The following is a 12,448-nucleotide window of genomic DNA, read 5'->3' on the forward strand; positions in this document are numbered from 1 at the left end:
GAATCGCTGGAGCACGCGCAACGGATCAATGCGATGCAGCAGGTGCAGTGATGGCAGACGAAGAGAAAAAAGTGAAAACGCCGGTGCTGATCACGGGCATCGATGAACTGTCGCCCAAACTCGGCGCCCTTCAAGCCAAGGTCGAGGGTTTCAAGAAAAATCTGGAACAGGCTGGCCTCGGCAAACTGGACATCAGCGGTCTGTTCAAGGGCGGCAGCGTGATCACGCCGTTCGTGGACGGGATCAAATCGGCGGCAGCGTTTCAGGGCAAATTGACCGAAGTCAGCGACACGGCAAAAACCGTCGACCTGCCCGCTACGCCGAAAGCCGCTGCGCAAAACATGAACGTGTTCAGTGCATCGATGGAAAAGGTTTCGGCCGCCGTGGACGCGGCACTGGTGCCGGCGGTGGGCGCACTGGTGGTCGGGTTGGAACCGATGCTGACCCAGGTCGGCAGCCTGCTCGCCGACAACCCGAAACTGGTTGAAGGCCTGGCGGCGGGGGCGATTGCTTTCTCGGCGATGCAAACCGCCGTTACCGGCATGACCCAGGTGATGGACGTCATGAGCATGGTGCTCAAGACCAATCCGATCATGTTGATCGCGATGGGCATCGCGGTGGCGGCCGGTTTGATTTATGCCAACTGGACGCCGATCAGTGCTTTTTTCAAGGGCATGTGGGAGGGTGTGAAAAACATCGGTGTGAGTGCGATGGCAACGTTGCGCTCGATCCTCGATTGGCGACCGCTGGATGCACTGGCGGCGCTGTGGTCACCGGTCGCGGGATTTTTCTCCGGGATCTGGGACAAGGTCAAAGCGGTCACCGCGCCAGTGATCGACTTTTTCAAATCGGTGTTCTCGTGGACGCCCGCCGGCATGATCCTGGAAAACTGGGCGCCGCTGACCGGTCTGTTTTCGGCAATCTGGGACTTGCTCAAGGCCTTGAGTGTGCCGGTGATGGCGTTCCTCAACGGTCTGTTCGACTGGACACCGTTGGGGATGATCATCAACAACTGGGGATCGATCACCGGCTTCTTCGCCTCGATCTGGACGGCGCTGCAACCGGCGGCGCAAGCCATCAAGGACTTCTTCGGCACGTTGTTCGACTATTCCCCTGTGGGCATGATCGTCAACAACTGGGGCAGTATCGTGGCCTTCTTCGAACCGGTCTGGGCCGCATTGCAAGCGTCGGCGCAGCAGATCAAAAGCTTCTTCCAGAGTCTGTTCGAATGGTCGCCGCTGGAACAGATCGCCATGTACTGGCAACCGATCAGCGAAGTGTTTTCGGCGCTGTGGGGCGTGGTGCAGGCGTTGGCCGCACCGGTACTCGAGTTTTTGCACAACATGTTCGAATGGACGCCGTTGGGGCAGATCATCAAAAACTGGGGGCCGATCACCGAGTGGTTCGGCGAGTTGTGGCAAAAACTGCAAACCGTGATTGCGCCGATCAAAGAGCTGTTCGACGGCGGCTTTGCCGGACTGATCGCCAAGGTCACCGGCAAGGTTGAAACGTTCACCGAAGCGCAACGCCAGACCAATGCCGAAGGCAAAGGGGAACTGGCACCCGCGTTCTTCGGAGCAACACCGCAAGCCACGGGTAACGGTGCACTGCAAAGTGGTTCGTTGCCACAGAGTTCTGGCGCACTGATTCAACAAAGCGCAATCAACAACCGCACGCAACTCGAAGGCGGCCTGACCGTGCGCTTCGAAAATGCGCCGGCAGGCCTGCGTACCGATCAACCGCAAACCAATCAACCAGGGCTGGCGCTGTCGTCGCGCATCGGCTATCGCTCGCTGTCGGCAGGAGGTTCCAATGAACTGGCGTGACCGTTTGTTGCCGGCATCCTTTCGTGGTGTCGGGTTCTGGATCGATCAGGCGAAAACCCCGGTCGGTCGCAAAGGTCAGTTGCACGAATACCCGCAACGCGACCTGCCGTATTTCGAGGATCTGGGCCAGCAGGCCAAGACTCACGACATCACGGCATTCGTCATCGGCGCCGATTGCCTGGAGCAGCGCGACAAGCTGCTCAAGGCATTGGAAGCGGGCAATGGTGAGCTGGTGCACCCGTGGCTCGGGCGCCTGCAAGTCAAGGTCGGTGAGTGCGACATGACCCATACCCGCCAGGACGGCGGGCTGGTGACGTTCAGTCTGAAGTTCTACCCCGATCGGCCGTTGCCGTTTCCGACTGCCACCGTCAGTACGCAAAAAGTCCTGTTGGCCAAGGCTGATACGTTGCTGGGGTCAGCAGTGTCGCGTTTCGAAGAGGTCATTGTCCGGATTCAAGCGGCACGGATTGGCATTAACAATCTGCGAAACAGCCTGAYCGGGGTGTTCGATGTGATTAAGGAACAGCTGAAACCACTGATCGCGCAATACAAGGAAATCACTGAACTGGTCAGAGCCGTCAAGGAGTTGCCCAAGGAAGTGGCGGCGGAGTTCAAGGGGTTGCTCGGCGATATCAAGGAGCTCAAGGCGTTCGCGAAGGAGGGCTACCGTGGCGTGATTGCCGACGTGTCCCAACAACTCGAAGCGATCCGCAAGGCTGATGCGCCGAAGATCACCACGGGCAAGGACACCAATGCGGCGGCGCAAGCCATGGCCGATCTGGTGCAGGACACTCTGATTGTCAAAGTGGCGCAATGGGTTGCCTCAATGCCGGTGGCGGCGAAACCGGTGAAGTTGCTGTCGACCCCTTCCTTGGATCAGCAGTCGAAGCAGCCGATTTCTCGACAGGAAGTACCGGCTACCGACGATTTGCAGGCGCTTCAAAAGGACTTGGTCGAGGCGCTCCAAATGGCCAAAAACAAAGCCGGTCCAGCGCACTATCAGGCTATCAGCGACGTGCAGGATGCTCTGGTGGCGCACCTCAAAGCCGTAGCGTCATCGGGGGTGCGTCTGGTCACCAAGTCGTTTCAGGAAAGTTTGCCGGCACTGGTAGTGGCTTACAAACAATTCAGTGATGCGACACGGGTGACCGAAGTGGTCCAGCGTAACGGAGCGACCAACCCGTTGTATCTGCCACCCAACGACGTGAAAGTCTCTCGGGAGTAGTCATGGACGTAATGGACAACCATGTCACGCTGACCGTCAACAACATGGAATACGGCGGCTGGAAAAGCGTGGAAATCACCGCTGATCTGGAGCGCCAGTTCCGCACCTTCAAACTCGACATCACCTGGCAGTGGCCAGGGCAGACGGTGGATCAGCGGATCAAACCGGGTGACCCCTGCGAAGTGAAAATCGGCCAGGACCTGGTGCTCACCGGCTATGTGTTCAAGGCCCCGATCCGCTATGACGGACGCCAGATCAGCCTGAGCATCGAGGGCAGTTCCAAGACTCAGGATCTGGTCGATTGCGCTGCCAGGAACACGCCGAACCAGTGGCAGGAACAACCGCTGCTGAGCATTGTTCAGGCGCTGGCGATGGAGTACGGGCTGATGGTGGTCAATGAAATCCCCGAGACCGCGCGGCTGACCAAACACACGATTGTGCCGGGAGAAACGGTGTTTCAGTCGATCGACCGTTTGCTCTCGCTGCTGCGGGTGTTTTCCACCGATGACGAGCAGGGTCGGCTGGTGCTGGCCAAGCCGGGCAGCGGTGGGCGGGCCAGTGATGCGCTGGAGCTGGGCAAGAATATTTTGTCCGCCAGCGCGTCGATGGATCAGAGCCAGGTGTTTTCCGAATACCGGGTGATCGGCCAGCAGAAAGGTTCGGACAAGAAGAGCGGGGCGGCAGTCAGCGAGGTTGAATCCAGCGCGACCGATCTGAGCTTCAAACGTCGACGCACCACGATCATCAACGAGGGCACCGCGCTGACGTTCGAACTGGCCCAGCAGCGCGCCCTGTGGGAGAGCGCCACCCGTATGGGCCGGGCGCAGACCACCACCTATCAGGTGCAGGGCTGGCGCCAGTCCAACGGCGATCTGTGGCGCCATAACACGCTGGTCAAGGTCACGGATCCGGTGCTTGGATTTGATGGCGACATGCTGATTTCCAAAGTCACGTATTCGCTGTCGGCGCAAGGCTCGGTGACCACGCTGCAAGTGGCGCCGCCGCATACCTTCGATGCCAATCCGACACCCCCTAAGAAAACTTCAGCCTGACACCCGACCCTGTGGGAGCGAGCTTGCTCGCGAAGGCGTCAGATCAGACACCGCTCTGGTGCTTGTCAGGACGCTTTCGCGAGCAAGCTCGCTCCCACAGGGATCAGCGTCAACCTCACCACTTGAGGACAATTCATGAGCCTACTGACACGCCTGCTGGCGCGCGGCACTGTCGTGCTCGCCAATTCGGCATCCAAGCTGCAATCGCTGCAAATGCGCCTCACCGCCGGCGAAGTGAACGACGACATGGAGCATTTCGAACCCTACGGCTTCACCAGTAACCCGCTGGCCGGCGCCGAAGGTGTCGTCACTTTTCTCGGTGGCGACCGCTCCCACGCCATCGCACTGGTCATCGCCGACCGCCGTTATCGCCTGCAATCGCTGGCGTCGGGCGAAGTGGCGATCTACACCGACGAGGGCGACAAAATTCATTTCAAACGCGGGCGGATCATCGACATCGAAACCGCCACGCTGAACATCCGCGCCAGCAGCGCGGTGAACTTCGATACGCCGGTGATCAACCAGACCGGCAAGATCGTCTCCGCCGGCGACCAGATTGCCGGCGGCATCAGCCAGATCAAACACGTGCACGTCGGCGTACAGGCCGGCAGCGGCCAGACCGGCGCGCCGGCAGGAGGCAAGTGATGCTGATCAGCCCGAACCTCCACGCCGCGCTGACCCGCGCCGTACTCATCAGCCTGTTCACCTGGCGCCGCGCCGCCGATGACGACGCCCTCGACGACGAAGAACGTTTTGGCTGGTGGGGCGATACCTTTCCCACCGTCGCCGACGATCGCATCGGCTCGCGGCTATGGCTACTGAGGCGGGTGAAATTGACCCGACAAACGCAGATGGACGCCGAGTTCTATGCCCGCGAAGCCTTGCAATGGCTGATCGACGACGGCCACTGCAGCGCCATCGACATTATCAGCGAACGCCTCGACGCCCAGCGCCTGAACCTGCGCACGGTCCTGACCCTGGCCGACGGCGAACGTCTGGACATCAACCCCGATAACAGTTGGCAGGTGATCTATGCCGTTTGAAACCCCTTCGCTGCCGGTGCTGATCAAGCGTACCCAAAGCGACCTGGCCGGCGATTCGCTGCGCCAGTCCGATGCGCAAGTGCTGGCCCGTACCCTCGGTGGCGCGGCTTATGGTCTGTACGGTTATCTTGACTGGATTGCCGAGCAGATCCTGCCCGACAAGGCCGATGAGTCGACCCTGGAGCGCATCGCCGCACTGCGTTTGAACCAGCCGCGCAAACCTGCGCAAGTCGCCACCGGCAGCGTCAGCTTTACCGCCACTGCCGGTGCCGTGCTGGATGTCGACACGCTGCTGCAAGCGAGCGATGGCCGCACCTACAAAGTCACCACCGCACGCACCACCGTCAATGGCAGCAACACCACTACCATCGCGGCGTTGGATGCCGGCAGCCTCGGTAATGCCGACGCCGGTCTGGCGCTGACACCGGTGCAACCGATTGCCGGCGTGGTCGGCACCAGTTTTGTGGTGTTGACACCGGGTCTCAGCGGCGGCGTGGCGCGGGAAAGTCTGGAGTCGCTGCGCTCGCGGGTGATTCGTTCCTACCGCGTGATTCCCCACGGTGGCTCGGCCAGTGACTACGAGACGTGGGCGCTGGAAGTGCCGGGCGTAACGCGCGCCTGGTGTCGTGGCGGCCTGCTCGGGCCAGGCACAGTGACGGTGTTCATCATGCGTGATGAAGACCCGCAACCGGTGCCCAACGATGAGCAATTGGCGGAGGTTCAGGACTACATCGAACCGTTGCGTCCGGTGACTGCGGAAGTGCACGTGCAGCGGCCGATTCAGGTGCCGGTGGTGTATCGCTTCAAGAGCGTCAACCCGGACACCACCGCCGTGCGTGCCGCCGTTGAAGCGCAATTGCGCGACCTGCACAACCGTGAGGCCGATCTGGGTGTGCCGTTGCTGATCAGCCATATCCGCGAAGCCATCAGCAGCGCCGGTGGTGAGTACGATCACACCCTGACCGCGCCGGCCGCTGACGTGCCTGCCGGGCAAAGCGAACTGCTGACCTTCGGAGGTTGCGTATGGGGGGCATAAGAACCGCCGCGCAATATCAGGCGCAACTGCGCGCCTTGCTGCCCACTGGCCCGGCGTGGGACCCGGAACGGGTGCCGGAACTGGAAGAAGTGCTGCAAGGCGTCGCCGTCGAACTGGCCCGCCTTGATGCCCGCGCCGCCGACCTGCTCAACGAGATGGACCCGGCCGGCGTCAGCGAACTGGTGCCGGACTGGGAACGGGTGATGAACCTGCCCGACCCGTGCCTGGGCGCCACGCCGCTGTTCGACGACCGCCGCCTCGCCGTACGCCGCCGCTTGCTCGCGGTCGGCAGCCAGGCCGTCGGTTACTACCTCGATATCGCCAAAAGCCAGGGCTACCCCAACGCCACCATCACCGAACTCGAAGCCCCGCGCATGGGCCGCTCGCGTTTCGGCTCGGCGCACTGGGGCACGTGGGAGGCGCAGTTCATGTGGACGCTCAACACCGGCGGCCGCTTGCTGCTCGGCCGGCGTTTCGGCGCGAGCTATTGGGGCGAGCGTTTCGGCGTCAATCCGGGGTCGGCACTGGAATGCCTGATTCATCGCAGCGCACCGGCGCATACCAAGGTGCACATCAATTATGACTAGGGAGGCATGAGCCATGGATTATCCGAACAGTGTGCCCAGCGCCGGCTTGGTGAATGGGAAGTTTGTCGATGAGAACCCAATGACCGGAACCCCGGGATCGCTGATCCCGGCGGATTGGGGTAACGGAGTTACCCAGGAAATTCTCAATGTGATCAATGCGGCGGGCCTGACGCCGGACGAGAAGAAATACGATCAGTTGTTGCAGGCGATTCAGAGCGTTTCGGCCAAGGGCTGGAATCTGGATTCGGCGTTGCCGATTGGCGCCTTGCCAACCGCTACCGTTGCTACGGCAGACGGGCGATTGCCCATCACGCCGACCGCGTTTGCTACCAGCGGCGGGCGGTTATCGATTCTGCCCGGTGTACTGATCAGCCTGGGCCAGGAAGTGCTGGCAGGTCAGTTGGGTCGTCCGCGTACGTTTACGACACAAGCCTGGAGCAGTGCCGATCTGTTGCCTAACTCTGGTTACTTTCTGCGTGCGCAAGTGGTTGCCGGCGCGCTGACCTTCTACATGCAGCGCGGTACGATCTATGACGCTACTCCGGAAGGTTTGAAAGGCACGATCAATGGAGCGGCGGGAGGCGGTTTCCAATCGACGACGCTGGATCTTTGTCTGGCGTGGGTGGTGACGGCTGGTCCCGGCTCGGTGCCGATTGTCCGGCCGATTTATAACCGCAGTCGCTTGTCGTGGACGCAGACAGTTAACGGCAATGGTGTGGTTTACCTTCCACTCGATCCACATGCGCGTGCGGCGCGGCTGGTGGTGGGCAATCCGACGCCGCATCCGACGGCTATCAGTTCTGTCGGGTTTGCACCCGCAGGGTGGCTCGGCGGCAATTACTGTTTCTTGAACCCGACGATTGGAACATCCAGTAACTGGGACGGCTGGGCAACTGCAAATGCACCTGTATTGATTTTCTCCAGCAACGTCGTGAGCGACACGACTGTCTCGACCCTCACTGCCAGCTTTGACCACTCTGAATTGCGCTCGCTTTGGCAGAGCTACCAGACAGAACACACTTGGGGCGCCAGCAACGCCGCAAGCGATGAACTGCTGTTCAGCATGGGGCTCAAGAGTCACGGTTTGTCTGACTATGCATCGGGTATCGCTGTCAATTTCACCGCAGCGGTCAACATCAGTTTTTCCTGGGAGTTGATTCGATGATCATCCTTCAAGAACTGCATCAGTTCGAGGACGGCTTGCGCCCGGCACAACCATCTGTTGCTCATGATTGGGATGGCGAAAAGTGGCAGCTGAATCCCGCCAGAGTCGCCGAGCTGGAACAGCAGGAATCCGAACGCCTGTGCAGCAAAGTCGATGCCGCCGCTCACAATGTTCGTACTGCACTGGCCGGCGACCCGCTCAAAGCCATGGAATACGCCCAGGCAGCCGCCGATGCTCAGGCCTACCAGGACGCCGGTTACCCGAAAAAGGAAGTGCCGTTGTCGGTCGCGGCGTGGGTGGGCAAAGGACGCACTGCCAAACAAGCCGCCGAGCAGATTCTGAGCAAGGCCGATCAACTGACCGACCATCTGCTGGCGCTGCGTACGCTGCGCCTGAAGGCCAAAGCGCAAATTCGCGCACAGGCTGCCAAAGGCAACATGGATCTGGCGCGCAGCGCTGGTGACGAAGCTTTGGTCGCCATTCGCGAATTGGCCAGTGGCCTTTCCAGCTAAGCCGAAAAACCTCCGTTCAGCGTCACCCAAGCCCACTTCGTTGTGGGCTTTTTATTTTCAGAAAACGGACCGTGGACAGGCACGCAGAAGAAGCTGTGTCGACGCCGGTCATTTGTCATTTCAAAGGAACGAGCAAGCTATGGATTATCCAAAAAGCGTCCCCAGCGTCGGCCTGGTCGATGGCCGCTTCGTCGATGAAAACCGGGTGGAGGGTACGCCGGGGTCGTTGATTCCGGCGGTTTGGGGCAACAGCGTCACCGAAGAGTTGCTAAGCGTTATCAAGGCGGCCGGAATCACCCCGGCCGAAGCCGCTACGGATCAGTTGTTGGCGGCATTCAAAAAACTTCTAAGCCTGGCCAGTCCCATGGCATCACGGGTGACGGAAGTTTCCGGATCCAAGACATTGATTGCCGATGAGCTGGGGCTGGTCTTGATCAGTGCCAATGGGGCCGATGTAACGATCACTTTGCCGCCGGTGAACGCTCTTTCCGGTGTGCGCGACGTCATTGTCCGTCGAACCGACAACAGCGCTAACCGCTTGGTAGTGCAAGCCGCCGGCAATGATCGAGTCCGCTTTCATACTCATCTGTCGGCAAACGGCTACCCGTTTCTGGTGCTGATGGGGGCGGGCGACTGGTGGCACTTGCGCAGCGATGGTTCGGGTAACTGGTGGCCGGTGGGGCGCTTCGATGGCAGTGCGTTGGGACGAATTGTATTTGAGACGTCGACTGCGCTCAGCCCAGGTGGATATGGCGCACTCAACGGTCGTGAGTTTCTGCGTGCCGAATGGCCGTGGCTCTGGGATCACGCTGTTCAATCGGGAATGTTGCGTGTCGAAGCTGACCGCGCGGGTGGCTGGAGCAGCGGTGACGGCATCAAGACCTTTCGCGGGCCTGAGGTTCGCGGCGAGTTCCTGCGGATGCTGGATGAGCAACGCAATATTGATGCGGGCCGAGTGGCCGGCTCATGGCAGACGGGAACCAACATCGCCGGTGATAACGGATCCGCCCCGGCGGTTCACGCGATCGGCAATCTGGAGACGATCGGGGCAGATCCGACCGCTTTCCTCGGCCTGACGTACTACGTCACTGCCACTAATGCTGAAAACTTCAGCGCCCCGTATTGGGGAATGGCCCGACCTAGAAACATTGCGTATCCAGGTCGCCTTAAACTGATTTGAGGTATTTATGGCTTATTACTATGTCAACGAACTCACCGGGGAACTGACCGGGCCCGTCGAACTGCCGGTTTGCCCAGGCATGGGGGTTGTTGTACCGGGCAATGCAATCGAGCTGCCGCAAGTGTTGCCTGCGGCCGACTCCGGACATGTCTGGGTATGGCGTAATCAGCGCGCCCTGCAAGCGGTGGATTTGCGCAACCGCACGGTTTTTCGCAAAGACAATGGCAATCCCCAGTACTGGGCGCAATTGGGATGCCTACCCGATCACCTCACTGCCAAGCCCAGACCGGGTATCTATCACTTCTGGAAGAGTGACGATTGGGAACTGGATGTCGAAGCCGAGCGCACAGGTCTTATCGCGCACGCGCAGATCGATCGGGACAGCAGGCTGCGCGAAGCAGTCATTCGGGTTGCGCCTCTGCAATATGCCTATGAGTTGGGCGAGGCGAGCAGTGATCAGTTGACCACTCTGCAAGCGTGGAAGCGTTATGCGTTGACATTGGCTCGGATCGAGCAGCAGCCGGATTATCCATCGGTTATTGACTGGCCTGCGCCGCCAACCGTGTAACTCGCCACTCACTCAATAAAAACCTTACAGACGGCCCTGTGCTGCCGGCATTCGGCTGCCTGTAAAACCTAGAAGGTGCCGACATGGACTATCCAAAAAACATTCCCGGGGTGGGGCTGGTCAACGGCGGCTTCGTCGATGAAAACCCGCTCGCCGGAACACCGGGATCGTTGATTCCCGCTGCGTGGGGCAACAGCGTCACGCAAGAAATTCTCAACGCGATCAAGGCTGCCGGATTGACGCCGGATGAAGCCAGAACCGATCAATTGGCCAGCGCAATCGGGGCACTGGTCGACTTCAACAAACTGAAAAATACCCCAACCACGTTGGCCGGCTATGGCATCACCGATGCGGTGGGGAGGTTGCTGGCAGTCCGGCAGATCGAGACGGTCGGGATCACGGTTTACAAGCCGAACCCAAGAGCCAGGCGCATTCGTGTGCGTCTGGTTGGAGCCGGAGGCTCGGGGGGCGGCTGTGCACCGGTGGCAGCGGGTTATCACAGCATCGGCGGTGGCGGTGGCGGTGGCGCCTATGGCGAGAGTTTGTACGACGTGAGCGCGGAAATGATGGCCGGCGTGCCGGTTTCACTGGGAGCGGGTGGCGCTTCACGTAACTCGATGGGGCAGGCCGGTGGTGGTGCTTCTTTTGGCAGCTACATGAGCGTGGCGGGAGGCATGGGCGGGCAAATCCTGACCTTCCCCGTGACAGCCACGGCAGTCGGCTTCGTCCAGGGTGGCGCCGGAGGGCAAGCCGTCACAGGTGGCAACCTGGCTAACGCACGTGGAGTGGGCGGTGGTTACGCCATGTACAACGCCAATTGGGGCGTATTGGCCGGCGGTGGCGGGGCGAGCCCGTTTGATGGCGGTGGCCCGTTAATGGGCCTCAGTGGCCCCGGTACTTCAGGGAGCCGAGGCTCGGGTGGCAGCGGTTCTTGTTCGACCAGTGCGTCCGCCTCTGTCCTTAGCGGTGTCGGCGGCAACGCCTTCTGTGAAATCTGGGAGTACGAATAATGGCCGTTTATGCACGGATCGAGAACGGCGTAGTCGTCGAACGGATCGACGCCGGTGACTACGCAATCAGCCAACTGTTCGCGCCGTCTTTTGTCGAGTCGATGGTGCGAGTGCCGGATGGTCAGGCGGTCGAAATCGGCGCGCCGATCAGTGAGTTGCCGACAGCTGCCGACCCACTGTCCGCGCAGCAAAGTCCGTTGATCCTCCAGGCGCCGATTGTTGCAGATCAAGCGGCTGCTGCAGCGGAACGCAGCTGGCGTCAGGCATCCCTTTCAGCGACCGAATGGCTGGTCACTCGCCATCGCGATGAGCAGGAACTGGGGCGCGGAACTTTGCTCAAGGCTGCGCAATATCTGGAACTGCTCGAGTACCGACAAGCGCTGCGCGACTGGCCTGATTCCAGCCACTTCCCGGAAGTGGTTTTCCGTCCGACTGCACCCGAGTGGATGGTCGGCGTTTCTGCCTGAGACGTTTTGTTGATGCTTTAAAAATATGGAGAAGATTGATGGACTACCCAAAAAATATTCCCAGCGCCGGCCTGGTGAATGGCAGGTTTGTTGATGAAAACCCTCTCACTGGAACGCCGGGTTCGTTGATTCCGGCAAGTTGGGGAAATGCCGTTACGCAGGAAATTCTGGAAGTCATCAAAGTCTCAGGAGCGGCTGCTGATGAAAGTGATAACACTCAACTAAAAGCGGCCATTGATACGCTTATAGCGAGGAAGCAAAGCGAGAGTCTTGCCGGTCAGGACGAAGCCGAATCCGGCACCAGCAATACACGGTTGATGACGCCGTTAAGAGTCTTTCAAGCCATTGCGAAAAAAGTGCAACAGGCCACAGAGTCCCTCGTAGGAACCGCAAAAATCGCCTCTCAGGCAGAGGTCAACGCCGGTGTCAGTGACACATCTATTGTGACCCCTAAAAAGCTCAGACTCGGGTTCATGGTTAGGTTAGGGCCATCAGGTTATGTTGTTTTTCCTTCGTGGATGGGTGGCGTCATTATCCAATGGATCAGTGGCAGTGCCAGCCAGGCAGGCAATAGTAATTATGGTGATGTAAACCCATGGCCATTGATGTTTCCCAACGCATTATTTCTCGCAGTTGCTACCCATGAGGGCACTTCATCGGCAACTTTACTGGTCTGGAACAACGCGACGATCAGTCGGCTGGCGGGCATCAATGTTCGCTGTCCTGATTATCCGACAGGCTCCATTGCTGCTCGCGTAATCGGTATAGGGTACTGAA

14 protein-coding genes are annotated in these 12,448 nt (G+C 59.9%); all 14 read left to right on the forward strand.

Annotation, left to right across the window (positions count from 1 at the left end):
- Nucleotides 1-50 precede the first annotated feature (50 nt).
- The 14 genes from AC1DVF_RS16145 (at nt 51) to AC1DVF_RS16210 (ending at nt 12,447) form a co-directional block, all read left to right on the forward strand.
- Entirely contained in the window at nt 51-1,826 is a 1,776-nt protein-coding gene (locus tag AC1DVF_RS16145; RefSeq protein ID WP_477782776.1) for a phage tail tape measure protein, read from the forward strand.
- Nucleotides 1,813-3,051, forward strand: a complete 1,239-nt coding sequence (locus tag AC1DVF_RS16150) for a DNA circularization protein (protein WP_477782777.1) — start codon at nt 1,813-1,815, stop codon at nt 3,049-3,051. Before AC1DVF_RS16145 ends, AC1DVF_RS16150 begins: the two co-directional genes overlap by 14 nt.
- Nucleotides 3,052-3,053: 2 nt before the next feature.
- A complete protein-coding gene (locus tag AC1DVF_RS16155; RefSeq protein WP_116254551.1) occupies nt 3,054-4,103 on the forward strand; it encodes a phage baseplate assembly protein in 1,050 nt (349 codons plus the stop codon).
- A gap of 135 nt (nt 4,104-4,238) precedes the next feature.
- Complete coding sequence (locus AC1DVF_RS16160; RefSeq protein WP_460097978.1) at nt 4,239-4,748, forward strand: phage baseplate assembly protein V; 510 nt, start codon at nt 4,239-4,241, stop codon at nt 4,746-4,748.
- Nucleotides 4,748-5,146 (forward strand): phage GP46 family protein, encoded by a 399-nt coding sequence (locus tag AC1DVF_RS16165; RefSeq protein WP_093436478.1) that lies wholly within the window; start codon nt 4,748-4,750, stop codon nt 5,144-5,146. Before AC1DVF_RS16160 ends, AC1DVF_RS16165 begins: the two co-directional genes overlap by 1 nt.
- The gene (locus AC1DVF_RS16170; RefSeq protein WP_116254550.1) at nt 5,136-6,182 is read left to right on the forward strand and encodes a baseplate J/gp47 family protein; all 1,047 of its coding nucleotides are present in this window, start codon (nt 5,136-5,138) and stop codon (nt 6,180-6,182) included. Before AC1DVF_RS16165 ends, AC1DVF_RS16170 begins: the two co-directional genes overlap by 11 nt.
- Entirely contained in the window at nt 6,170-6,769 is a 600-nt protein-coding gene (locus AC1DVF_RS16175) for a YmfQ family protein (protein WP_477782778.1), read from the forward strand. Before AC1DVF_RS16170 ends, AC1DVF_RS16175 begins: the two co-directional genes overlap by 13 nt.
- A gap of 13 nt (nt 6,770-6,782) precedes the next feature.
- Nucleotides 6,783-7,934, forward strand: coding sequence for a phage tail protein (locus AC1DVF_RS16180; protein ID WP_477782779.1), 1,152 nt, complete (start codon nt 6,783-6,785; stop codon nt 7,932-7,934).
- Complete coding sequence (locus AC1DVF_RS16185; RefSeq protein WP_477782780.1) at nt 7,931-8,446, forward strand: phage tail protein; 516 nt, start codon at nt 7,931-7,933, stop codon at nt 8,444-8,446. The genes AC1DVF_RS16180 and AC1DVF_RS16185 overlap by 4 nt, the downstream gene beginning before the upstream one ends.
- 139 nt (nt 8,447-8,585) lie before the next feature.
- Complete coding sequence (locus tag AC1DVF_RS16190) at nt 8,586-9,626, forward strand: phage tail protein (RefSeq protein ID WP_477782781.1); 1,041 nt, start codon at nt 8,586-8,588, stop codon at nt 9,624-9,626.
- 7 nt (nt 9,627-9,633) lie between these two features.
- Nucleotides 9,634-10,194, forward strand: a complete 561-nt coding sequence (locus AC1DVF_RS16195; RefSeq protein WP_477782782.1) for a tail fiber assembly protein — start codon at nt 9,634-9,636, stop codon at nt 10,192-10,194.
- Between the two features lie 83 nt (nt 10,195-10,277).
- Complete coding sequence (locus AC1DVF_RS16200) at nt 10,278-11,204, forward strand: glycine-rich domain-containing protein (protein ID WP_477782783.1); 927 nt, start codon at nt 10,278-10,280, stop codon at nt 11,202-11,204.
- Nucleotides 11,204-11,671, forward strand: a complete 468-nt coding sequence (locus tag AC1DVF_RS16205) for a phage tail assembly chaperone (RefSeq protein WP_477782784.1) — start codon at nt 11,204-11,206, stop codon at nt 11,669-11,671. Before AC1DVF_RS16200 ends, AC1DVF_RS16205 begins: the two co-directional genes overlap by 1 nt.
- A 38-nt stretch (nt 11,672-11,709) precedes the next feature.
- Nucleotides 11,710-12,447, forward strand: a complete 738-nt coding sequence (locus tag AC1DVF_RS16210; RefSeq protein WP_116254545.1) for a gp53-like domain-containing protein — start codon at nt 11,710-11,712, stop codon at nt 12,445-12,447.
- The last annotated feature ends 1 nt before the right edge of the window (nt 12,448 follow it).

The organism is Pseudomonas sp. P4_D7 (genome assembly GCF_056401755.1).

What these genes read in the sequence shown, in the direction of transcription:
- AC1DVF_RS16145 (WP_477782776.1), top strand. Translation starts at nt 51, where the DNA reads ATGGCAGACGAAGAGAAAAAAGTGAAAACGCCGGTGCTGATCACGGGC.
- AC1DVF_RS16155 (WP_116254551.1), top strand. Translation starts at nt 3,054, where the DNA reads ATGGACGTAATGGACAACCATGTCACGCTGACCGTCAACAACATGGAA.
- AC1DVF_RS16160 (WP_460097978.1), top strand. Translation starts at nt 4,239, where the DNA reads ATGAGCCTACTGACACGCCTGCTGGCGCGCGGCACTGTCGTGCTCGCC.
- AC1DVF_RS16165 (WP_093436478.1), top strand. Translation starts at nt 4,748, where the DNA reads ATGCTGATCAGCCCGAACCTCCACGCCGCGCTGACCCGCGCCGTACTC.
- AC1DVF_RS16170 (WP_116254550.1), top strand. Translation starts at nt 5,136, where the DNA reads ATGCCGTTTGAAACCCCTTCGCTGCCGGTGCTGATCAAGCGTACCCAA.
- AC1DVF_RS16175 (WP_477782778.1), top strand. Translation starts at nt 6,170, where the DNA reads ATGGGGGGCATAAGAACCGCCGCGCAATATCAGGCGCAACTGCGCGCC.
- AC1DVF_RS16180 (WP_477782779.1), top strand. Translation starts at nt 6,783, where the DNA reads ATGGATTATCCGAACAGTGTGCCCAGCGCCGGCTTGGTGAATGGGAAG.
- AC1DVF_RS16185 (WP_477782780.1), top strand. Translation starts at nt 7,931, where the DNA reads ATGATCATCCTTCAAGAACTGCATCAGTTCGAGGACGGCTTGCGCCCG.
- AC1DVF_RS16190 (WP_477782781.1), top strand. Translation starts at nt 8,586, where the DNA reads ATGGATTATCCAAAAAGCGTCCCCAGCGTCGGCCTGGTCGATGGCCGC.
- AC1DVF_RS16195 (WP_477782782.1), top strand. Translation starts at nt 9,634, where the DNA reads ATGGCTTATTACTATGTCAACGAACTCACCGGGGAACTGACCGGGCCC.
- AC1DVF_RS16200 (WP_477782783.1), top strand. Translation starts at nt 10,278, where the DNA reads ATGGACTATCCAAAAAACATTCCCGGGGTGGGGCTGGTCAACGGCGGC.
- AC1DVF_RS16205 (WP_477782784.1), top strand. Translation starts at nt 11,204, where the DNA reads ATGGCCGTTTATGCACGGATCGAGAACGGCGTAGTCGTCGAACGGATC.
- AC1DVF_RS16210 (WP_116254545.1), top strand. Translation starts at nt 11,710, where the DNA reads ATGGACTACCCAAAAAATATTCCCAGCGCCGGCCTGGTGAATGGCAGG.